Annotated in this window: 22 protein-coding genes and 1 pseudogene; 6 read left to right on the top strand and 17 right to left on the bottom strand. The window is 70.6% G+C overall.

All coding sequences use genetic code 11. The features are described from left to right. Positions 1-26: 26 nt before the first annotated feature. Positions 27-608 (bottom strand): TetR/AcrR family transcriptional regulator, encoded by a 582-nt coding sequence (locus tag AB0M27_RS20910; RefSeq protein WP_365723343.1) that lies wholly within the window; start codon positions 606-608, stop codon positions 27-29. Positions 609-774: 166 nt separating this feature from the next. On the opposite strand from AB0M27_RS20910, the gene AB0M27_RS20905 reads away from it, so the two are divergent. Then, positions 775-1,527, top strand: coding sequence for an SDR family oxidoreductase (locus tag AB0M27_RS20905; protein ID WP_365723342.1), 753 nt, complete (start codon positions 775-777; stop codon positions 1,525-1,527). Between the two features lie 49 nt (positions 1,528-1,576). On the opposite strand, the gene AB0M27_RS20900 is transcribed toward AB0M27_RS20905, so the two are convergent. The 3 genes from AB0M27_RS20900 to AB0M27_RS20890 form a co-directional block, all read right to left on the bottom strand. Beyond that, a complete protein-coding gene (locus tag AB0M27_RS20900; RefSeq protein WP_365723341.1) occupies positions 1,577-2,023 on the bottom strand; it encodes a VOC family protein in 447 nt (148 codons plus the stop codon). Next, positions 2,020-2,526 carry a helix-turn-helix transcriptional regulator gene (locus AB0M27_RS20895; RefSeq protein ID WP_365723340.1) on the bottom strand — a complete coding sequence of 169 codons (507 nt, stop codon included), beginning with the start codon at positions 2,524-2,526 and terminating at the stop codon, positions 2,020-2,022. The genes AB0M27_RS20900 and AB0M27_RS20895 overlap by 4 nt, the downstream gene beginning before the upstream one ends. Positions 2,527-2,627: 101 nt before the next feature. Next, the gene (locus tag AB0M27_RS20890; RefSeq protein WP_365723339.1) at positions 2,628-4,184 is read right to left on the bottom strand and encodes an MDR family MFS transporter; all 1,557 of its coding nucleotides are present in this window, start codon (positions 4,182-4,184) and stop codon (positions 2,628-2,630) included. A 149-nt stretch (positions 4,185-4,333) separates the two neighbouring features. Between AB0M27_RS20890 and AB0M27_RS20885 the strand changes: the two genes are divergently transcribed. Continuing rightward, entirely contained in the window at positions 4,334-4,933 is a 600-nt protein-coding gene (locus tag AB0M27_RS20885; RefSeq protein ID WP_365723338.1) for a TetR/AcrR family transcriptional regulator, read from the top strand. A gap of 1 nt (position 4,934) precedes the next feature. Here AB0M27_RS20885 and AB0M27_RS20880 read toward each other — a convergent pair whose 3' ends face one another. Next, entirely contained in the window at positions 4,935-5,486 is a 552-nt protein-coding gene (locus AB0M27_RS20880; RefSeq protein ID WP_365723337.1) for a M23 family metallopeptidase, read from the bottom strand. A gap of 381 nt (positions 5,487-5,867) precedes the next feature. Between AB0M27_RS20880 and AB0M27_RS20875 the strand changes: the two genes are divergently transcribed. Continuing rightward, positions 5,868-6,485, top strand: a complete 618-nt coding sequence (locus tag AB0M27_RS20875; protein WP_365723336.1) for an HAD family acid phosphatase — start codon at positions 5,868-5,870, stop codon at positions 6,483-6,485. Positions 6,486-6,565: 80 nt separating this feature from the next. Here AB0M27_RS20875 and AB0M27_RS20870 read toward each other — a convergent pair whose 3' ends face one another. Next, entirely contained in the window at positions 6,566-9,091 is a 2,526-nt protein-coding gene (locus AB0M27_RS20870; RefSeq protein ID WP_365723335.1) for an ATP-dependent Clp protease ATP-binding subunit, read from the bottom strand. 430 nt (positions 9,092-9,521) lie between these two features. Between AB0M27_RS20870 and AB0M27_RS20865 the strand changes: the two genes are divergently transcribed. Next, positions 9,522-10,181 (top strand): SCO3374 family protein, encoded by a 660-nt coding sequence (locus tag AB0M27_RS20865; protein ID WP_365723334.1) that lies wholly within the window; start codon positions 9,522-9,524, stop codon positions 10,179-10,181. Here AB0M27_RS20865 and AB0M27_RS20860 read toward each other — a convergent pair. From AB0M27_RS20860 to AB0M27_RS20815, 10 genes are all read right to left on the bottom strand, one after another. Further along, a complete protein-coding gene (locus AB0M27_RS20860; RefSeq protein WP_356299876.1) occupies positions 10,160-10,495 on the bottom strand; it encodes an Lsr2 family protein in 336 nt (111 codons plus the stop codon). The two genes, AB0M27_RS20865 and AB0M27_RS20860, sit on opposite strands and share 22 nt — an antisense overlap. A 214-nt stretch (positions 10,496-10,709) precedes the next feature. Beyond that, complete coding sequence (locus AB0M27_RS20855; protein WP_365723333.1) at positions 10,710-11,243, bottom strand: amino-acid N-acetyltransferase; 534 nt, start codon at positions 11,241-11,243, stop codon at positions 10,710-10,712. A gap of 9 nt (positions 11,244-11,252) precedes the next feature. Next, complete coding sequence (locus AB0M27_RS20850; protein WP_365723332.1) at positions 11,253-11,747, bottom strand: BlaI/MecI/CopY family transcriptional regulator; 495 nt, start codon at positions 11,745-11,747, stop codon at positions 11,253-11,255. Between the two features lie 120 nt (positions 11,748-11,867). Then, complete coding sequence (locus tag AB0M27_RS20845) at positions 11,868-12,047, bottom strand: hypothetical protein (RefSeq protein WP_023547678.1); 180 nt, start codon at positions 12,045-12,047, stop codon at positions 11,868-11,870. A 141-nt stretch (positions 12,048-12,188) separates the two neighbouring features. Then, complete coding sequence (locus AB0M27_RS20840) at positions 12,189-12,860, bottom strand: hypothetical protein (RefSeq protein ID WP_365723374.1); 672 nt, start codon at positions 12,858-12,860, stop codon at positions 12,189-12,191. 190 nt (positions 12,861-13,050) lie between these two features. Further along, complete coding sequence (locus tag AB0M27_RS20835) at positions 13,051-13,848, bottom strand: type III pantothenate kinase (protein ID WP_365589633.1); 798 nt, start codon at positions 13,846-13,848, stop codon at positions 13,051-13,053. Between the two features lie 5 nt (positions 13,849-13,853). Continuing rightward, on the bottom strand, positions 13,854-14,831 hold the full coding sequence (nadC, locus tag AB0M27_RS20830) for a carboxylating nicotinate-nucleotide diphosphorylase (protein ID WP_365723331.1): 978 nt from the start codon (positions 14,829-14,831) through the stop codon (positions 13,854-13,856). 29 nt (positions 14,832-14,860) lie between these two features. Further along, the gene (locus tag AB0M27_RS20825; RefSeq protein WP_365723330.1) at positions 14,861-16,570 is read right to left on the bottom strand and encodes an L-aspartate oxidase; all 1,710 of its coding nucleotides are present in this window, start codon (positions 16,568-16,570) and stop codon (positions 14,861-14,863) included. Continuing rightward, entirely contained in the window at positions 16,567-17,559 is a 993-nt protein-coding gene (gene panC / locus AB0M27_RS20820) for a pantoate--beta-alanine ligase (RefSeq protein WP_365723329.1), read from the bottom strand. Before panC ends, AB0M27_RS20825 begins: the two co-directional genes overlap by 4 nt. Next, a complete protein-coding gene (locus tag AB0M27_RS20815; RefSeq protein ID WP_365723328.1) occupies positions 17,556-18,536 on the bottom strand; it encodes a DUF2520 domain-containing protein in 981 nt (326 codons plus the stop codon). The genes panC and AB0M27_RS20815 overlap by 4 nt, the downstream gene beginning before the upstream one ends. A gap of 238 nt (positions 18,537-18,774) precedes the next feature. On the opposite strand from AB0M27_RS20815, the gene AB0M27_RS20810 reads away from it, so the two are divergent. After that, positions 18,775-19,971 carry a beta-eliminating lyase-related protein gene (locus AB0M27_RS20810; protein ID WP_365723327.1) on the top strand — a complete coding sequence of 399 codons (1,197 nt, stop codon included), beginning with the start codon at positions 18,775-18,777 and terminating at the stop codon, positions 19,969-19,971. A gap of 60 nt (positions 19,972-20,031) precedes the next feature. On the opposite strand, the gene AB0M27_RS20805 is transcribed toward AB0M27_RS20810, so the two are convergent. Further along, a complete protein-coding gene (locus AB0M27_RS20805) occupies positions 20,032-20,238 on the bottom strand; it encodes a hypothetical protein (protein ID WP_365723326.1) in 207 nt (68 codons plus the stop codon). 202 nt (positions 20,239-20,440) lie between these two features. Here AB0M27_RS20805 and AB0M27_RS20800 point away from each other — a divergent pair. After that, positions 20,441-21,545 (top strand): annotated as a pseudogene (locus AB0M27_RS20800) (DUF5937 family protein). Positions 21,546-21,754 lie beyond the last annotated feature (209 nt).

Raw genomic sequence — 21,754 nt, 5'->3', positions numbered from 1 at the left:
ACAACGCGGCACTTCCCGCGGCGCACTCAGCGGAGCAGTGAGTCGGTGAGAAGTTCGGCGGCGGCCCGGTCGAGCGGTGCGTGCCCCAGCAGGAACCGGTACCAGAAGAACCCGTAGAACTGGTCGACCAGCAGGTCGACATCCTGGTCGGTGGACAGCTCCCCCCGCTCCCGCCCCCGTTCGAGCACCGCTCGCACCGCCGCCCTGCGGGACTCCGTGAACTCCCGCATCAGCTGGGCCAGATGCACGTCACGGGCCGCCTCCCGGACCAGGGTGCGCAGGGCCGGCGCGGACGGCGGCCGCTGGGAGGCCTCGAAGGTGGCGACCGCCAGCTCGCGCAGGTCGTCGCGGAGGTTTCCGGTGTCCGGAGCGGGCACGTCCTGGGCGGCGCGGTCGGTGAGGGCGTCCAGCAGGACGGCTCCCTTCGAGGGCCACCAGCGGTAGAGGGTCTGTTTTCCCACTCCGGCCTCGCGCGCGATGGTCTCGACGCTCACCGGGGCCCCGTCGGCGTCGGCGAGCAGGTCCAGCGCGGCGTCGAGGATCGCGCGGCGCGCGGCCTCGTTACGGCGGCGCCCGGTGTGCGGGCGGGGTTCGTTGCTGTCGTGCACGGGCCCATCCTCTCCGAGTCCGGCGGCTTCCCGGATCCCCGGACCCGACCGGCCCCGTCCGCCCCTCACCGCTTGACGAGAGTACCGGTCTCGGTAACACTTTAACGAGACCACCGGTCTCGTCAAAAAGCCGGGACCCCGGTGCTTCCTCGGGAGAGAGCCACTCATGAGCACTCAGAACAACCCTGTGCACCCCCTCGCCGGACAGCGCGTCGTCGTCATGGGCGGCAGCTCCGGAATCGGCGAGGCGGCGGCCGCGTTCTTCGCGGCGGACGGCGCGGAGGTGGTCATCACCGGCCGCAGCCAGGACCGCCTCGACGCCGCAGCGGCCCGGATCGGCGGCAAGGTCTCGACGTACCGGCTGGACGGGGCGGACCGCGCCGCGGTGGACGCCTTCTTCGCCGGCTCGGGACCGGTCGACCACCTGGTCCTCGCGCTCAGCGGCAGCAGGGGCGGCGGCCCCTTCGCCGGACTCGACCTGGCCGAACTGGCAAAGGGCTTCGACGGCAAGTTCTGGCCGCACGTCCAGGTGCTCCAGGCCGCACTGCCGACGCTGCGCCGCGACGGTTCGGTGACGCTGGTGACCGCTGCCTCCGCCCGCGCCGCCCTGCCCGGTACCGCCGGCCTCGCCGCTATCAACGGCGCCCTGGAGGCGATGGTCCCACCCCTGGCGGTGGAACTGGCTCCGCTCCGGATCAACGCCGTCTCCCCCGGCGTCATCGACACCCCCTGGTGGGACGCCGTCCCGGCCGAACAGCGCCAGTCCCTCTTCGACGGATTCGCCGCGATCACCCCCGTCGGCCGCGTGGGCCGCCCGGGGGACATCGCCCGCGCGATCCACATGCTCACGGCCAACGACTTCGTGACGGGCGTGGTCCTTGAGGCGACGGGCGGGGCAACGCTGGCAACGGGGCGCTGACCGGCGCCCCGAAAGGGGCGCGGGCAACGCTCCCCGAGCTACGAGGCGCTCAGCAGGCCCAGTCCCGCTCCAGGTCCAGCCCGCCCTCTCGCCGCTGCGTGAAGGAGAACCAGTTGCCGGAGTCGTCACGGAAGAGCGCCTCCGTGCCGTACGGCCGCTCCTGGGGCTCCTGCAGGAACTCCACCCCGCGGGCTTTGAGCTTCTTGTAGTCGCCGTGGATGTCGTCGGTCGCCAGCACGCCCGCGCCGAGCGCCCCCTTGGCCACGAGCTTCCGCATCATCTCGGCGGACTCGGGGTCCATCGCGGGCGGCCCGGGCACCATGAGCGTCAGCTCCACGTCGGGCTGGCCGGGAGCGCCGACGGTGAGCCAGCGCATGCCGCCCTCCCCCATGGTCATGTCCGTACGGACCTCGAGGCCCAGCTTCTCGGTGTAGAACTCCTTGGCCCGGTCCTGGTCCAGGACCCAGACGGTCGTGATGGCAAGCCCCTTGATCATGGATCTGCTCTCCTGTCGGCGGTACTGATGGCGCTGGTGGTGTCGTCCGCCTCGGCGGACGTCCCGTCGTCACCGTAGGCAGGGCCGGCCCCGGAGCGCTTCTCCGATCTTGCGGTGCTGAATCCGCCGGCCCAGAGCATGGCGTAGCACCCGGGTATCAGAGAGGCCCCGCGTCCCACGTGCCGCGCGCGGTACTCACTCGGGGTGAGCCCGGTGCGGGCCTTGAAGCGGGCGGAGAACGTGCCGAGGCTGCTGAAGCCGACCAGGGTGCAGATCTCGGTCACGGTGAGGTTGGCACAGCGCAGCATCTCCTCGGCGCGCTCGATCCGCCGGTGGGTCAGGTACTGGCCCGGCGTCTCGCCGTAGACGTCCTTGAAGGCCCGCAGGAAGTGATAGCGCGAGTACCCGGCGCACGCCGCCACGGCGGCCAGATCGAGACCGGGGTCCGCCCAGTCCCGGTCCATGGCGTCCTTGGCCAGACGCAGCCGCCGCACCTTGTCCATGCAGCCGATGGTGACACGGGGCACTGACAACGGCGCCGACCGGCAAAAGAAGAAGACCCCCGGGGCGGACACCGACCGGGGGCCTTCAGTTCAAGTGCTGCTCAGACGGCCTCGACGACCTGCACCGGAGCCACGTCCTCGCCGCTCTCCGCCGAAGGCTTCCCGCTCTTGAGCGGAACCTCCTTCACGAACAGCGCCGCGATCAGCACGATCACCGCGATCACCGCGCCCAGCAGGAACGCCGAGTGCGTACCGGCGGACACCGCGTGCTGGTAGGCGTCCTTGATCGGTGCCGGCAGCATCTTCAGGTGCTTCGCGTCCAGCTGTGCGGACTTCTCGGTGATGCCCTTGCCCAGTGCGCCGGCCCGCTCGGCCATGACGTGCTGAACGCGGTTGTTGAACAGCGCGCCCATGATGGCCACACCGAAGGAGGAGCCGAGCGTACGGAACAGGGTCGTGGACGAGGACGCGACGCCCATGTCCTTCATCTGCACGCTGTTCTGCGCCACCAGCATGGTGATCTGCATCAGGCAGCCCATGCCCAGACCCAGCACGGCCATGTAGATGCCGGAGGTCAGCCGGGTCGTGTCCGTGTCCATCAACGAAAGCAGATACAGACCGGCGATCATCAGCGCACCGCCGACGATCGGGAAGATCTTGTAGCGGCCGCTGTTGGTGGTGACCCGGCCCGCGACCATCGAGGTCACGAGCATCGCGCCGAGCATCGGCAGGAGCAGCAGACCGGAGTTGGTCGCGGACGCGCCCTGCACCGCCTGCTGGTAGAGCGGGAGGTAGAGCGTGGCGCCGAACATCACGAAGCCGGTGATGAAGCCGATGACGGACATCAGCGTGAAGTTGCGGCTTTGGAACATGTGCAGCGGTACGACCGGCTCGACGGCCCTGGACTGCCACCAGACGAACCCGATCAGCGCGACCACGCCGATGCTGGTCAGCTCCATGATCCGCGCGGAGGTCCAGGCGTACTCGGTGCCGCCCCAGGTGGTGACCAGCACGATCGCGGTGATGCCGACGGTCAGCAGCGCGACACCCAGGTAGTCGATGCGCGCCTTGGCCCGCTTCTTGGGCAGGTGCAGCACGGCGCTGACCAGGGCCAGGGCCACGGCTCCCAGCGGCAGGTTGATGTAGAAGGACCAGCGCCAGCCCCAGTTGTCGGTGATGGTGCCGCCGACCAGCGGGCCGCCGATCATCGCCAGCGCCATGACGCCGGCCATCATGCCGGTGTACTTACCGCGCTCCCGGGGCGGGATCAGATCGCCGATGATCGCCATGACGCCGACCATCAGACCGCCGGCGCCCAGGCCCTGGACGGCCCGGAAGCCGATGAGCTCGCCCATGTTCTGGGCCATGCCGCTGAGCGCCGACCCGATCAGGAAGATCACGATCGAGGTGAGGAACGAGCCCTTGCGCCCGTACGTGTCACCGAGCTTGCCCCAGATCGGGGTGGAGGCCGCGGTGGCCAGGGTGTAGCCGGTGACCACCCAGGACAGGTGCTCCAGGCCACCCAGCTCGCCCACGATCGTCGGCATCGCCGTACCCACGATCATGTTGTCGAGCATCGCGAGCATCATCGCGATCATGAGTGCGAGCAGGACCACCCGCACGCTCTTGGGCTGTTTGCCCTCCGGTTTGCTTTCCATGACGCCTTCGACCGTGTCCGCCATCTCTTCCCATTCCCCCTGCGGCGGCCACTTACTTGCCGCCCGGCTAGTTCAGTACACTAGGGAAAGTAGACCTGTCACTAGCCGGGCGTCAAGTAAGTTTCCGCGGCAGCGCAAGGAGTACGAGGATGGGCGTCACCATGGACGGCACCAAGCAGCAGCGCCGCGGCAACACCCGCCAGCGCATCCAGGACGTGGCGCTCGAACTCTTCGCGGAGCAGGGCTACGAGAAGACCTCCCTGCGCGAGATAGCCGAGCGTCTCGACGTCACGAAGGCGGCGCTGTACTACCACTTCAAGACGAAGGAAGAGATCATCGTCAGCCTCTTCGAGGATCTGACGAAGCCGATCGAGGACCTGATCGAGTGGGGCCGCAGCCAGCCGCACACCCTGGACACCAAGCAGGAGGTGGTCCGGCGCTACAGCCGCGTGCTGGCCGACGCCGAACCGCTCTTCCGCTTCATGCACGACAACCAGGGCACGGTCCGGGACCTGCGCATCGGTGACATCTTCAAGGACCGGATGCGCGATCTGCGGGACATCCTCATCGACCCGGAGGCCGAGCTCGTCGACCAGGTGCGCTCGGTCAGCGCGATGTTCACCCTGCATGCGGGGATGTTCCTGATGCAGGACCTCGAAGGCGACTTCGAGAAGAAGCGCACGGCAGTTCTCGAAGTCGCCCTGGACCTGATCGGCCAGGCGCACGAACACGCCCGGCGGCAGGACTGAATCAGACGGTGACGCCCTTGGCGCGCAGGAAGGCGACCGGGTCGACGGCGGAACCGTAGTTCGGGGTCTTGCGGACCTCGAAGTGCAGGTGCGGGCCGGTGGAGTTGCCGGTGGAGCCGGACCGGGCGATGTGCTGGCCGGTCTTGACGATCTGGCCGACCTTGACGTCGATCCGGGACAGGTGCGCGTACTGCGAGTAGGTGCCGTTGCCGTGCGAGATGACGATGGCGTTGCCGTACGCGGGGCCGTCACCGGCGCCGTTGGGGCCGGCCTTGACGACGGTGCCGCCGTGCGCGGCGACGACGTCGGTGCCGGTCGGCACGGCGAAGTCCTGGCCGCTGTGCTTGGCGACCCAGTGGCTGCCGGCCTGCGCGAAGCTCGCGGAGAGCGTGTACGACTTCACCGGGTGGACCCAGGCGGCCGCGGAGGGTGCGGCGGCGCTCGCGACTCCGGTCCCCAGGACGGCCGCGGCGCCGATTCCGGCGGCCAGGACGGCCACGCGGGTGCGGAGCGGGGACGTACGGGAAGAACGGGACGTGACGCGCTGGAACATCTAAACCTCGTGGAGTCGGAGACAGAACCGCCACCCGGCGAACGGACGTTCAACCGAGCGGCCATTCCTTGGTAACCGAGCACCCCGTGCGCCCCAAAACGCCCCTTCTACGGCTCCCAGTAGTAGATGCCGCCTTTAACCCCGCTTTGAGTCCCCTTTACCTGTTTACCTGGCAGGCCAATCCCACTATGAAGGCTAGTAAGGGATATTTCGCCTGTGCCCCATATCACCGGCTTCCCCAACCGGCGATCTCAGAAATGTGACGCACACCTCTGGTCACCTACCGTTCAGTAACCCTACGGTTCCCCTCACGCCACCCTCACCTCAGATCATGCTCCTGACATTTCAGGCTCGCGTACGGACGTGAGAGGACCCCCACCGATGACCAGACGCCCCTGGGCGCTCCGCATATCCGCAACCGCCGTCTCCGTGGCCGCCCTGGCCGCGATGGCCGCCCCGGCCCAGGCGGCGGACGACACGGCGACCACGAGCAGCTCCAGCGCCAAGGTGGACTACGCCACCTGGCAGAAGGACTGCCAGGCCGTGATGGACCAGGCCCTGCCGTACCTGAAGGAGCGGATCGCCGACGCCGAGCCGGGCGAGAAGCAGGCGATCGTCTTCGACATCGACAACACCACGCTGGAGACCGACTTCGGCTTCAGCTACCCGCAGCCGGCGAACAAGCCCGTCCTGAACGTCGCGAAGTACGCCCAGGAGCACGGCGTCTCCCTGTTCTTCGTCACCGCCCGCCCGGGCATCATCTACCTGCCCACCGAGTACAACCTCGAACACGACGGCTACGACGTCTCCGGCCTCTATGTCCGGGGCCTGTTCGACCTGTTCAAGGATGTCGCCGCCTACAAGACCGCGCAGCGCGTCGACATCGAGAACAGGGGCTACACGATCATCGCGAACATCGGTAACAGCGTCACCGACCTTTCCGGCGGCCACGCCGAGAAGACCTTCAAACTGCCGGACTACAACGGGCAGTTGTCGTAAGGCACGGCTTTCGCGGGCATGGACGAGGGGCCGGTGCTGTGCAGCACCGGCCCCTTTCGTTCGGCCATTTCGCCGGAGGCTTACGCCTCCTTGCTCAGGTTCGGTCCGGCACCGCCGGCCGCCTGCTCGATCGGCGGGACGTCGGGCAGCGGCGACTTCTCCTCACCGCGGAAGGTGAAGGTCTGGGACTCGCCCTCGCCCTCGGTGTCCACGACCACGATGTGACCGGGACGCAGCTCGCCGAAGAGGATCTTCTCCGAGAGCGAGTCCTCGACCTCTCGCTGGATCGTGCGGCGCAGCGGACGCGCGCCCAGCACCGGGTCGTAACCCTTCTTGGCCAGCAGCTCCTTGGCGGACTGGGAGAGTTCGATACCCATGTCCCGGTCCTTCAGGCGCTCGTCCACCTTGCCGATCATCAGGTCGACGATCCGCAGGATGTCCGCCTGCGTCAGCTGCGGGAAGACGACCACGTCGTCGACGCGGTTGAGGAACTCGGGGCGGAAGTGCTGCTTGAGCTCGTCCGACACCTTGTTCTTCATGCGCTCGTAGTTGGACTTCGTGTCACCCGTGGCCGCGAAGCCCAGGTTGAAGCCCTTCGAGATGTCCCGGGTACCGAGGTTGGTCGTCATGATGATGACCGTGTTCTTGAAGTCCACGACCCGGCCCTGGGAGTCGGTCAGGCGACCGTCCTCCAGGATCTGCAGCAGCGAGTTGAAGATGTCCGGGTGGGCCTTCTCGACCTCGTCGAAGAGGACGACCGAGAACGGCTTGCGGCGCACCTTCTCCGTCAGCTGACCGCCCTCTTCGTAGCCCACGTAGCCGGGGGGCGAACCGAAGAGACGCGAGACAGTGTGCTTCTCGCTGAACTCCGACATGTCGAGGGAGATCAGCGCGTCCTCGTCACCGAAGAGGAACTCGGCGAGCGCCTTGGACAGTTCGGTCTTACCGACACCGGACGGGCCGGCGAAGATGAACGAACCACCCGGACGCTTCGGGTCCTTCAGACCGGCGCGCGTACGACGGATCGCCTTCGACAGCGCCTTGACGGCGTCGTTCTGGCCGATGACCCGCTTGTGGAGCTCGTCCTCCATGCGGAGCAGACGGGAGGACTCCTCCTCCGTCAGCTTGAACACCGGGATGCCCGTCGCCGTGGCGAGGACCTCGGCGATCAGCTCGCCGTCGACCTCGGCGACGACGTCCATGTCGCCGGCCTTCCACTCCTTCTCCCGCTTGGCCTTGGCGGCCAGGAGCTGCTTCTCCTTGTCGCGCAGGGAGGCGGCCTTCTCGAAGTCCTGCGAGTCGATCGCGGACTCCTTGTCCCGGCGGACGGCGGCGATCTTCTCGTCGAACTCGCGCAGGTCCGGCGGAGCGGTCATCCGGCGGATGCGCATCCGGGAACCGGCCTCGTCGATCAGGTCGATCGCCTTGTCCGGCAGGAAGCGGTCGGAGATGTACCGGTCGGCCAGGGTGGCGGCCTGGACCAGGGCCTCGTCGGTGATGGAGACGCGGTGGTGCGCCTCGTACCGGTCACGGAGGCCCTTGAGGATCTCGATCGTGTGCGGCAGGGACGGCTCGGCGACCTGGATGGGCTGGAAGCGGCGCTCCAAGGCCGCGTCCTTCTCCAGGTGCTTGCGGTACTCGTCCAGCGTGGTCGCACCGATGGTCTGCAGCTCACCGCGGGCCAGCATCGGCTTCAGGATGGAAGCCGCGTCGATGGCGCCCTCGGCGGCACCCGCGCCGACCAGCGTGTGCAGCTCGTCGATGAACAGGATGATGTCGCCGCGGGTGCGGATCTCCTTGAGCACCTTCTTCAGGCGCTCCTCGAAGTCACCGCGGTAGCGGGAGCCGGCGACCAGGGCGCCGAGGTCCAGCGTGTAGAGGTGCTTGTCCTTCAGCGTCTCGGGCACCTCGCCCTTGACGATGGCCTGGGCGAGGCCCTCGACGACGGCGGTCTTGCCGACGCCGGGCTCACCGATCAGCACCGGGTTGTTCTTGGTACGGCGGGACAGCACCTGCATGACCCGCTCGATCTCCTTCTCGCGCCCGATGACCGGGTCGAGCTTGGACTCACGAGCGGCCTGGGTGAGGTTCCGGCCGAACTGGTCCAGGACGAGGGAGGTCGAGGGAGTGCCCTCGGCCGGGCCGCCGGCGGTGGCGGTCTCCTTGCCCTGGTAACCGGAGAGCAGCTGGATGACCTGCTGTCGCACCCGGTTGAGGTCTGCGCCCAGCTTGACCAGGACCTGGGCGGCGACGCCCTCGCCCTCGCGGATCAGGCCGAGCAGGATGTGCTCCGTGCCGATGTAGTTGTGGCCCAGCTGAAGAGCCTCGCGGAGCGACAGCTCCAAGACCTTCTTGGCACGGGGGGTGAAGGGGATGTGCCCGGACGGAGCCTGCTGGCCCTGGCCGATGATCTCCTCCACCTGCTGGCGGACCGCCTCAAGCGAAATGCCGAGGCTCTCCAGGGCCTTAGCGGCGACACCTTCGCCCTCGTGGATGAGACCCAGGAGGATGTGCTCGGTGCCGATGTAGTTGTGGTTGAGCATCCGGGCTTCTTCCTGAGCCAGGACGACAACCCGCCGCGCGCGGTCGGTGAACCTCTCGAACATCGTTAATCGCTCCTCAGAGCGGTCAGGCAGTGGGGGGAACTTCCCCTCTCTGTCCTTCCGCAGCTTAGTCCCGCAAGCGGGGACCGCTCATTCCAACTGCCGACACCGTCGATGGCCTCCTGACCGTGTGCGCCGACATCTGCTCCAACCCGATGGTGCGAGACGATGTTCCCGCAGGCCAGGCAGTTACCCCACTCGCCAGTACGCCGATGGCGAACGTGAGACGGCCCGTCCTGCGTGTCGCCCCCTCCCACTAGGCATGTCTTACCCGCTGGGACTGACACTCCATGCGGCGCGCACCGGTTCCCTCCGCTATGGGCGAACAACCTTGCGCCTCCGCGTACCCCCGCGCGCCCCCTCTTTCGGCACTCCGGGCGATCAATCCGGCGCCCAGCGTAACCAGAGGGTCGTTTCGGCGGTTGCACTTGGCATGGTTGGCTTGGTCCCCACGGCCTCAACAGTCCCCCTTCCCCGTCGTCCCCTGGATCCGGACGTACCGAACACGGGTGATCTTCCAGGCGGCCCGGATGCCCGGGTCCGGCACTGGTACGAGAACGATCTGGGCTGGGCGACAGTGCCCGGACGGCCGCTGCGGCTGCCGACCGGGGTGCGGTTCGACGTCCTGGACGTGCCGGCCGAGGCGGGCGCCGGGGCGCTCCGGCATCTCGAGCCGGGCTCTCCGGTGGCCCTTCGGGGCGACCGGATGGAACTGCTGGTGGCCGCGGGCAGCGCGGAGGACCTGCCGGGGCTGCTGGACTGGCTGGAGTGGAGCGCCGTGGCCCTCGACCTGCGGGTCCTGGGGGCGGGCGACGCGATGGAGGCACCGGTCCTACCGGCGACCGTGTCCGAAGAGGTCGCGTGGGCCGGATCCGTGCAGGGGGCCGCCGTATGGCTGCGGCCCCCTGGGCCCGGAGGCGAGGTCGAGGCCTCGCTGCCGGCGATGCCGGCCATGGGGCGCGAAGAGGGCGCCCCCGATCTCGTACGACTGCTGGACACGGTGGCAGCGCAGTGTCACCGGGTCCGGCTGCGGCGCCCGCGCGCGGGACTGCCGACCGCCTGCCGCCGGGATCAGCCGTTGGCCTTCTCATAGGCCTCGCGAATGGACGCGGGAACGCGACCGCGGTCGTTGACCTCGTAACCGTTCTCCTTCGCCCAGGCGCGGATCGCCGCGGTGTCCTGGTTGCCACCGGAAGCGGCACGCGCCTTTCCGCGTCCGCCCGACGCACGGCCACCAGTACGACGACCGCCCTTCACATAGGGATCGAGAAGGCCGCGCAGCTTGTCCGCATTGGTGGTCGTGAGATCGATCTCGTACGTCTTGCCGTCCAGCGCGAACGTCACGGTCTCGTCCGCCTCGCCGCCGTCGAGGTCGTCGACAAGAAGGACCTGAACCTTCTGTGCCACCGGATTTCCTTTCATCGATAACGTTGAGGGCCAGGGGTGTGCGGCGTCCGCCGTTTCGCCGCCCCTGTTATATGCAGTACTGCAGTACGTCGGAAAGCAAACCGCTTTTGCCGGAAAAACACAAACCCCTGGGAGAGCACCGGTAGAGGACCGTCGGACCGCCTCCGTCCGGAAACATGCGCGTTTCGGACATAGGGCACCCGGGCAATGACGATCACAGATGCAGAAGCATCCGGCTGTTGCCCAAGGTGTTCGGTTTCACTCGTTCGAGACCCAGGAACTCCGCGACGCCCTCGTCATAGGAACGCAGGAGCTCCGCGTACACATCGGTGTCGACCGGCGTCTCCCCGATCTCCACGAAGCCGTGCTTCCCGAAGAAGTCCACTTCGAAGGTCAGGCAGAAAACCCGGCGAACGCCGAGCCAGCGCGCGGTCTGCAGCAACTTCTCCAGCAACTGATGGCCGACGCCGGCGCCCTTGAGGCCGGGCTTCACCGCGAGAGTGCGGACTTCCGCGAGGTCCTCCCACATGACGTGCAGCGCACCGCAGCCGACCACCTCGGCGTTGTCGTCGCGTTCCGCGACCCAGAACTCCTGGATGTCCTCGTAAAGCGTGACCGTGGCTTTGTCGAGCAGGATGCGGTCACGGGCGTAGGCGTCGAGGAGGCGGCGTACCGCCGCGACATCGCTGGTCCGGGCGCGCCGGACCGTGATGGCTTTTGCCGGGACTTCGGGGCGCTCTGCTGACATGAGCGGACGCTATCGCCCGTCCGCGTCCGGCGCCGAGCCGGGGTTCTCCTCTTCCCGGGCTTCGGGCGCTTCCTGTTCCGCGGCTTCCCGGGCTTCCTCTTGTGCGGCTTCCTGTTGCCGCGGTTCGGGGGCTTCCGGGGTTTCCGGTCCCTGGACGATGCGTACGGCGTCCCGGAGGGCCTGGCGCTGTTCCTCGCTCATCATCCCGAAGAAGGCGACGAGAGCGGCGGCCGGGTTGTCGCTCTGCGACCAGGCGTCGTTCATGAGGGCGGCGGCGTACGCGGCGCGCGTCGAGACGGCCTCATATCGATAGGCCCGCCCTTCCGCCTCGCGGCGGACCCAGCCCTTCTGATGGAGATTGTCCAAAACGGTCATCACGGTGGTGTACGCGATGGAGCGTTCCTGCTGGAGGTCTTCCAGGACTTCTCGAACGGTCACCGGGCGGTTCCACTTCCACACCCGCGTCATGACCGCGTCTTCGAGTTCTCCCAATGGGCGAGGCACAGCTCAGAACAATAGTGGGAGATCCCGACAATGGCGTGCCGGACGTGCACTAGCCCATGAATACGAACAAAAAGGGCATACGGCTCGCGGCGTTACGGAGACAGGGCTCGGCGGGCAGCCTCAGGCGTCGCCGCCGGCGGAGGCCTGACGCGCACTCTCCGCACGCGCGAGGGCGGCGTCGACGGCCGCGTCCTCCTTGGCCTTGGCGGCCCCGCCCTGGGTCTTCACGATCACCCTGACCACACCGATGAAGAACACGGCCATCACGACCGGAGGCACGAGCGCGGAGACGTAGTCCATGCCCAACAGAGTAGCCACGGGCCAACCCGCGAAAGGTACGGGGTACGCAAACCCCCCACCGGGGCCACCCGCACCCGACCGCGACAGCCGCACCGGGGGTGCGGGTGGGTAAACGGGTAAACCGGCCGTAGGCCGGGTCGGTCAGCCGACGGCCAGTTCGCGGGTTTCGGCCGGGCCCGCCGGAGGCGTCGGCTTGCGGCGCGGGAAGACCTCGCCCGGCGTCGGAATGGGCCGCTTCGGCGCCGCCGGCTCCGCACCGGGCCGCTCCCCGGGTGTCGGCGCAGGTTTCGGCGCGGGCTTCTGCGGGGGCTTCTGGGCGGGCTTCTGCGGCTCTCCGGCACCCTCCTGGGCCTGTGGCACCCCTGAGCTTCCCCCGCCGCCCGGAAGGGCCAGCAGACGGGTGCGGGCGGGCGGCACGGCAGGTGCCGGCACCTTGCGCGCGCCCTGCGCGAACCGGGCCCGTACGTCCTGTTCGGCCAGCACCCGGCAACGGTCCAGCAGCGCGCCCGCCACCGGGTTCACGCGCAGCGCCCGCAGCGCGGCGAGATCGTCCGGCGTCGGCCGGTACCCGGCCGCCAGCACCTCCTCCAGGAGGGCGAGATAGCCGGCGGTGGTGCCCGGCAGCGCCGCCCGGTACCGGCCGAGGTCGGCCACCAGGAAAGCACGCAGTCTCGCCCCCTCGTGCAGCGCCTCGTCGAGCGACTCGGCGAGGCGGAAGCAGTCCTGGACGTCCTCGGCGGACGCTTGGCCGGGGTGAAGGGCGAGGGCGAGGGCGCGGCGGAGCACACGGAGCTCCTCCACGCCGAACGCCATGCCGCCGCGGGATCCGTATGGCGTGGGCATGCGGCGACGCTACCGCTAATCGGACAAAAGTGACGAATAGGGATGATCTATTCACCGCGTGTCGCTCCCGGTTTCCCTCGACCGGGGCTACGGCACGCACGCGTGGAGCGGGAAAACCGGCGCCCCGCCCAGGTGCCGGTCCCCTCGCACGCGGGTCACCTCACAGCCGCGACACGTTCCGCTCGTACACCAGCCGCAGCCCGATCAGCGTCAGCCACGGCTGGTGCTCGTCGATCACCGAGGACTCCCCCAGCACCATCGGCGCGAGCCCGCCCGTGGCGATCACCCGCACATCGTCCGGGTCGTCGGCGAGTTCCCGTGCCATCCGGCTGACGACCCCGTCGACCTGCCCCGCGAAGCCGTACACGATGCCGGCCTGCATGGCCTCGACCGTGTTCTTGCCGATCACGCTGCGCGGCCGGGCCACCTCGATCTTCCGCAGCTGCGCGCCCTTCACGCCGAGCGCCTCCACGGAGATCTCGATGCCGGGCGCGATGACCCCGCCGACGTACTCCCCGCGCGCGGAGACCGCGTCGAACGTGGTCGCCGTACCGAAGTCGACGACGATCGCCGGGCCGCCGTACAGCTCGACGGCCGCGACCGCGTTGATGATCCGGTCCGCGCCGACCTCCTTGGGGTTGTCGGTGAGGATCGGCACCCCCGTCTTCACGCCCGGCTCGACCAGGACGGCGGGGACGTCGCCGTAGTAGCGCCGGGTGACCTCGCGCAGCTCGTGCAGCACCGACGGGACGGTCGCGCAGATCGCGATGCCGTCGATGCCGTCGCCCAGCTCCTCGCCGAGCAGCGGGTGCATGCCCATCAGGCCTTGGAGCAGCACCGCCAGCTCGTCCGCCGTGCGGCGCGCGTCCGTGGAGATGCGCCAGTGCTCGACGATGTCCTCGCCGTCGAACAGGCCGAGGACGGTGTGCGTGTTGCCGACGTCGATCGTGAGGAGCATCGCGGTTACTCCGCCTCGCGCAGGTCGAGGCCGATGTCCAGGATCGGCGCGGAGTGGGTGAGCGCGCCGACGGCCAGGAAGTCCACGCCCGTGTCGGCGTACATGCGCGCGGTGTCGAGCGTGAGCCGGCCCGAGGCCTCCAACAGGGCCCGCCCGTGGACGATCCCGACGGCCTCCGCGCACTCGTCGGGCGTGAAGTTGTCCAGCAGGATCAGGTCCGCGCCCGCCTCGACGACCTCGCGCAGCTGGTGCAGGGTGTCGACCTCGACCTCGATCGGCACCTCCGGGAACGCCTCCCGTACGGCCTTGAAGGCCTGCGCGACGCTACCCGCGGCGACCACGTGGTTGTCCTTCACCAGGGCCGCGTCGGACAGCGACATGCGGTGGTTGACGCCACCGCCGCAGCGGACGGCGAACTTCTCCAGCGAGCGCAGACCCGGGGTCGTCTTGCGGGTGTCCCGCACGCGCGTCTTGGTGCCCTCCAGGACGTCCGCCCACGCGCGCGTGGCCGTCGCGATGCCGGACAGCCGGCACAGGATGTTCAGCGCGCTGCGCTCGGCCGTCAGCAGGTCACGCGTGCGCGAGGTGACAGACAGCAGCTTCTGCCCGGCCTCGACGCGGTCGCCGTCCTCGACGTGCCGCTCGACCTCGAACTCGTCCGTGCAGACCACGGACAGCACGGCCTCGGCGACCCGCAGCCCCGCCACGACGCCCGCCTCGCGCGCGGTGAAGTCGCCGGTGGCGGTGGCGTCCTCGGGGATGGTCGAGACGGTCGTCACGTCCACGCCGCCGTCCAGGTCCTCCTGGATGGCGACATTGGCGATGTCCTCGACCTCTACGGGATCGAGTCCGGCGGCGGCCAGCAGCTCGGCGAGCGCGGGGTCGAGCCCGCTCTCCAGGTACTCCTCGTCGCCCTCGGCGCCGCAGGCGCAGCCGTCGCCGCAGCCGCCGGTGGGGGCGAGGGGAAGGTCGTCGGTGCTCACGTCTGTCACTGCTCCTGAGGCGCTGGGTGTTACCGGGTAGGGGGGAAGTCTGTGGTGTCGGTCGTGTGCACGGCCAGCGACCGGTCGGGGTTCAGCCGTACGACGATGTGGCGCCGCCAGTGGGTGTCGTCGCGCTCGGCGCGGTCCTCGCGCCAGTGGCAGCCGCGGGTCTCCTCGCGCAGCCGCGCGGCGGCGACCAGGACGCGGGCGACGCACAGGAGGTTGGTGGCCTCCCAGGTGTCGACGCCGGGCTCGGCGGTCTTGCCGTTCTCCTCCAGGGCGTCGCGGGCGTCCGTGTGCAGCCGCTGCAGCTCCTCGGCGGCCTTGGCGAGCGACTCCTCGGAGCGCAGCACACCGGCGCCCTCGGTCATGATCCGCTGGATGGCGAACCGGGTCTCGGGGGCGAGCAGCGGGTGCGCGGGCGTCTCGGGGTGCGGGACCGGTACGGGCACGCGCGCGTGGAGGCCGTTCTCCGCTCGCGCGGCGGCGATGTCGGCGGCGATCCGCTCGGCGTAGACGAGGCCTTCGAGGAGGCTGTTGGAGGCGAGCCGGTTGGCGCCGTGCACGCCGGTGCAGGCGACCTCGCCGCACGCGTACAGGCCGGGCACGGTCGTACGGCCCCGGGCGTCGGTGCGCACGCCACCGGAGGCGTAGTGGGCGGCCGGGGCGATCGGGATGGGCTCGGTGACCGGGTCGATGCCGTTGGCGCGGCAGGCGGCCAGGATGGTCGGGAAGCGGTGCTCCCACGTCTCGGCGCCGAAGTGCCGGGCGTCGAGGTACATGTGCTCGGCGCCCTGCTCCAGCATCCGCCGCAGGATGCCCTTGGCGACGATGTCCCGGGGCGCCAGCTCGGCCAGCTCGTGCTGCCCGACCATGAAGCGCACCCCGCCGGCGTCGACCAGGTGGGCGCCCTCGCCGCGCACCGCCTCGGAGACCAGCGGCTGCTGGCCCTCGGCGTCCGGGCCGAGGAACAGCACGGTCGGGTGGAACTGCACGAACTCCAGGTCGCTGACCTCGGCGCCCGCGCGCAGTGCCAGCGCCACGCCGTCGCCGGTCGACACCGACGGGTTGGTGGTCGCGGAGAACACCTGGCCCATGCCGCCGGTCGCGAGCACCACCGCGGGCGCGTGCACGGCGCCCACGCCGTCGTGCTGGCCCTCGCCCATCACATGCAGCGTGACGCCCGCCGTACGGCCGTCGGCGTCGGTCAGCAGGTCCAGCACGAGCGCGTTCTCGATGGTGTGCAGCCCACGCGCGCGTCCGGCCTCCACGAGCGCCCGGGAGACCTCCGCGCCGGTCGCGTCGCCGCCCGCGTGGGCGATCCGGCGCCGGTGGTGGCCGCCCTCGCGGGTGAGGTCCAGTCCTCCCTCGGAGGACTCGTCGAAGATGGCGCCGGTGTCGATGAGCCGCCGTACCGCGTCGGGGCCCTCGGTGACGAGGATCCGTACGGCCTCCTCGTCGCACAGGCCCGCGCCGGCCACCAGGGTGTCGTCCAGGTGCTGCTCGGGCGTGTCCCCCTCGCCGAGCGCGGCCGCGATGCCGCCCTGGGCCCACCGCGTGGAGCCGTCGTCCAGGCGGGCCTTGGTGACGACGACCGTCGTCAGGCCCGCGGCCTGGCAGCGCAGGGCCGCGGTCAGGCCTGCCACGCCGGAGCCGACGACGACCACGTCCGCGGAGATCGCCCAGCCGGGGGCGGGCGCGTGCAGTCGTATGCCAGTGCTGGTGCCTGTGCTGGTCACGAGGCGGCTCCAAAGGTCAAAGGAAGGTTGTCGATCAGCCGGGTGGTGCCGACCCGGGCGGCGACGGCCAGGACGGCCTCGCCGGTGAAGCCGTGGCCGATCTCGGTGAAGTCGGACGGGTCGACGAGCGCCAGGTAGTCCAGTTCGAGCGGCGGGACGAGCCGGGCGGCCTCGTCCAGCACCTGGCGGGCGGCCGCGCGGACGGCCGCCGGGCCGCCGGGGGACGCCGTGGCGACCGCGTGCGCGTCGGCGGCCGCGCGGGACTCGCCGAGGGCGCTCAGCGCCTCGGCACGCGCGTGCGTGGAGGGCACTTCGCGGGCACGCGCGCGCAGCGCCTCCTGCGCGGCGTGCCGGTCCCGGCCCGCGAACAGCGCGCGGGACAGCGCGAGCGCGGTACGGCGCTCGTCCGGCGAGAGGTAGCGGTTGCGGCTGGACAGGGCGAGCCCGTCCTCCTCGCGCACGGTGGGTACGCCGACGATGTCGACGCCGAAGTTCAGGTCCCGCACCATGCGCCGGATCAGGGCCAGCTGCTGGGCGTCCTTCTGGCCGTAGAGGGCCACGTCGGGACGGGTGAGGTGGAGCAGCTTGGCGACGACGGTGAGCACGCCGTCGAAGTGGCCGGGGCGCGAGGCGCCCTCCAGGCGTTCGCCCATGGGGCCGGCGGTGATCCGGACCTGGGGGTCGCCGCCGGGGTAGACCTCGTCCACGGAGGGCGCGAACACCGCGTCCGCACCGGCCTGATCGGCGATCTTCAGGTCGGCGTCGAGGGTGCGCGGGTAGCGGTCCAGGTCCTCGCCGGCGCCGAACTGCAGCGGGTTGACGAAGACGGTGACGACGACCTCGCCGTCCGGCCCCGCGATCTCGCGCGCGGTACGGATCAGGGTGGCGTGACCGTCGTGCAGGGCACCCATGGTCATCACGACGGCGCGGCGGCCGCGGCGCACACGCGCGTGGAGCTCGTCGGCGGTGCTCAGCAGGGCGGTGGTCATCGGTCGTTCCCCTCGGTGCCGTGAGTGCCGTTCGTCCCGCCGCCGTTCGTGCCACCGGTGCCGTTCGTGCCACCGGCGCCGTCGGCCAGGACGCCGAGCAGGTCCTCGGCGAGTTCGGGCTTCAGCAGGCCGTGCGCGAGCGCCCGGTCGGCGGTGGCGCGGGCCATCGCGACGTAGCCCGCGACGGTCTGCGGGGCGTGCCTGCGCAGCTCGGTGATGTGCGCGGCGACCGTGCCGGCGTCGCCGCGCGCGACGGGACCGGTGAGGGCCGCGTCGCCGGAGCGCAGCGCGTTGTCGAGGGCGGCGCCGAGCAGCGGGCCGAGCATCCGGTCGGGCGCCTCGACGCCCGCGGTGCGCAGCAGCTCCATGGACTGGGCGACCAGGGTCACCAGGTGGTTGGCGCCGAGCGCGAGGGCCGCGTGGTAGAGCGGGCGGTTCTGCTCGCTGATCCACTCGGGCTCGCCGCCCATCTCGATGACGAGGGCCTGGGCGGCCAGCCGCAGCTCCTCGGGCGCGGTGACGCCGAAGGAGCAGCCGGCGAGGCGCTGCACGTCCACGGGTGTGCCTGTGAAGGTCATCGCGGGGTGCAGGGCCATCGGCAGGGCGCCCGCGCGCAGGGCCGGGTCGAGGACCTGTGCGCCGTACCGGCCGGAGGTGTGCACGAGCAGTTGCCCGGGCCGCACGGCGCCGGTCTCGGCGAGACCGGTGACCAGGCCGGGCAGGACGTCGTCGGGGACGGTGAGCAGCACCAGGTCGGCGCGCTGCAGTACCTCGGCGGGCGGCACCAGCGGCACGTCCGGGAGCATGGTCTCGGCGCGCCGCCGGGAGGCGTCGGAGACGCCGGAGACGGCCACCGGGCGATGCCCGGCGAGCTGGAGGGACGCGGCGAGCGCGGGGCCCACGCGGCCGGCGCCGACGACGCCGACGGTGAGCCGCGCGGGGCGGTCCTTGAGGTCTTTCTGGTGGACTGTACTCACGCGACGGAGGCCTTCCCGTTCCAGTCCGCTCTGGGTACCGGACGATTTCTCGTCATGTTAACGCTATCTCGGTCCGGAGCCGATTGGTTGTCCACAGGCTGTGGGTTACGCCACGTGTACGCCCCGCAGTCGGGTGTCCACCCGTGCCCCGGCCGCGCCTCGGCCCGCGCGGCCTCAGGGCGCAGGCGAGCGCCGAAACCGGCTGCCCGCCCCGACCCCGGCGGGGCATGATCCGTACATGACCGAGACGGCGGAACCGGGCGAAGAGCGGCAGGACGACGAGCGGCAGACGGAGCAGTCCGAGCAGGAGCGGATGCGGGGGCGACGCCGGGCCGCCTTCGCGAAGGCGGAGCGCGTGCTGTGGCGTCCGGGCTTCCGGCGCACGATCCGGGAGCGGCTGGCAGACCTCCAGCAGACGGCACCCGAGGTGTACGACCTGGACAAGCCCGTGGACCAGTACGGCAACGAGATCGTGGCGGACCTGGAGGAACGGGTCGCGGCCCTGCTCGGCACGGAGGCCGCCGCGTTCTTCCCGACCGGTACGATGGCCCAGCAGGTGGCCCTGCGCTGCTGGGCGGGCCGCACCGGCGACCGCGCGGTCGCCCTGCACGCCCTGGCCCATCCCGAGGTGCACGAACGGCAGGCGTTCAGCCAGGTCAGCGGGCTGCGTCCGGTGCGCGTGACCAGTGAGCCCCGGCTGCCCACCGCCGCCGAGGTACGGGACTTCGACGAGCCCTTCGGCGCGCTGATGCTGGAACTGCCCCTCCGGGACGCCGGTTTCGTGCTGCCCACCTGGGAGGAGCTGACCGAGGTCGTCGAGGCGGCGCGGGAGCGTGACGCGGTGGTGCACTTCGACGGCGCGCGCCTGTGGGAGTGCACGGTCCACTTCGGCCGGCCCCTTCAGGAGATCGCGGGCCTGGCGGACAGCGTCTACGTGTCGTTCTACAAGTCCCTCGACGGCTTCGGCGGCGCCGCGCTGGCCGGCCCGAGGACGCTGGTGGAGGAGGCGAAGGCGTGGCGGCACCGGTACGGCGGAATGGTCTTCCAGCAGTTCCCCACCGCGCTGTCCGCACTTGCCGGGCTGGAGCGCGAGCTGCCCCGGCTGCCGGACTATGTACGGCACGCGCGCGTGGTCGCCGCCGCGCTGCGCGAGGGTCTCGCCGCGGCAGGGGTCCCGTGGGCGCGCGTCCACCCCGAGGAACCGCACACCCACGACTTCCAGGTCTGGCTGCCGTACGACCCGGACGTCCTGATGGAGGCGGCGGTGCGCCAGGCCGAGGAGAAGGGGACGTTCCTCTTCGCCGGTCCCTGGGACCCCGGCGCGCCGGGGGTGTCCTTCACCGAGGTCTCCGTGCGCTCGCCGGGCCTGGAGTGGACGGCGGACGACGTACGCGCGGCCGTCGCCGACTTCGCGCGTCGGCTTCCTGGGGCGTAGCCGACGCGCACGCCGCGACGGCCAGAGGGGCGTGTACGGCGAGGCGGGCCTCGCGCTCCTTTACAGCGCGCGTGGGCTCAGCCATCGACGCAGGGCGTAACGCACACGCCCCCGCGCCGGGCGCCCGGCGATGACCGCGTGGAAGCGCCGGTGGTCGCGCAGTTCGCGCACCAGGTCGGCGTCGTGCCGGCCCGGTGCGGGCGGATCCGGTTCGCCGAGCGCGCGGGCGCGGTAACTGTCCAGGAGGTACTGCTGGGTGATGCTCATGGCGGATCGCCTTCTCGGAGGTTCTCGGGACTCTCGGGTCAAGGTCGGGTCACCCACCGCCCGGTGAGCTCGGTGACCGTTCGGGCTCCGCGGCTGCCCCGGTGCCTCCAGCCTGCTCCCGGCCGGGGCGGCTGTCCCGTGGATTGACGACTGCCGTCAATCCACGGCGGCGGTGTCAGTGGCCGGGTGCACGATGGAGGGCATGAGCGTGACCATCGACATCACCGGACTGCCACTGGAGCGGGTCTTTGTCGTGCCCTCTCCGCTGGCGGAGCTGGGGATGGCCCTGCACGCCCTCAGCGAGCCCGGCCACCACCCCGGCCTCCAGGGCTGGGCCACCGCCGTCTCCTCCCGGCTGGACCCCTGCCTGGCCGACCGGCTGTGCGAGGCCGACTTCCTGTGGCGTACGACGTTCTCGGACGTCTTCGCCCCGTTCGCGGGCATCCCCGGCGGCCGTGCGCTCCCCGGCGCCACCCTCGCCGAGGAACTGGACCAGCTGGACAAGCTCACGGACGACCAGTTCGTCACCGCGGCCCTGGAGTTCACCGTGCCAACTGCGTTACGACGTCCAGGAACCCGGCCCGCTGGAGGACCCGGAGCTGCGCCGCCGCTCCCTGGAACTGGCCGCCGCGCGCGGCGCCGTGCAGGAGCGGTTCACGCGCCGGCTGCTGGATGATCCGCCGGCCGTCCGCGCCTGGTTCCGGGAGTTGATGCTCGACTGCGACGAGGCGTTCTTCGCCGACACCTGGGCCCGTCTCCAGCCCCAGCTCGCCGCCGACGCCCGGTACAAGACCGAACTCCTGCGCCGCAAGGGCCTCGGGGCGGCGCTCGCGGCACTTTCCGGGGCCGTCTCGCTCGACGAGGAGGCCGCGCTCATCACGGTCGACAAGCTCCTGGTGGGCCGCACCACGACCGGCGACAGCGGCCTGGTCCTCGTCCCGACCAGCCTCGGCTGGCCGCATGTGATGGTCCTGCACCGATACGGCTGGCAGCCCTCGATCACCTACCCGGCGAGCGGCTCCCGCCCGCAGGCCCCGTCCGTCGAGCAGCTCACCCGCCGCTTGGAGGCGCTGGCCCACCCGGTGCGGATGGGGCTGTGCCGGCATCTGGCGCGGGCCCCGCACACCACGAGCGAACTGGCCGACGCGCACGGCATGTCGGCGCCCGAGATATCCCGGCACCTGGCGGTGCTGAAGAAGGCGGGCCTGATCACCAACTGCCGCCGGGGCCGGTACGTCCAGCACCAGCTGGACCTGGCCGCGGTGGCCCGCCTCGGCACCGACTTCATCGAGGGCGTCCTGCGCTGACGCACCCCGCCGCAGCAGGCGCCGACCGCGGCCGTGGGCCTGAGCTGACGTCCGGCGCCGGAGTCGCGCTCAGCCACGGCCGCTCAGGTCCTAGGCCGACGTCCGTCATCGGGCCCGGCTCAGCCACGGGATCTCGGGCCGACATCCGCCGTCGGTGCCAGGGTCAGCCATGGGCGGCCGCGGCATCCCGGGCGGATATCACCCTCTGG

The organism is Streptomyces sp. NPDC052107 (assembly GCF_040680215.1).
Taxonomy (GTDB): domain Bacteria; phylum Actinomycetota; class Actinomycetes; order Streptomycetales; family Streptomycetaceae; genus Streptomyces.
This window is presented reverse-complemented; position numbering and strand designations above follow the sequence as displayed.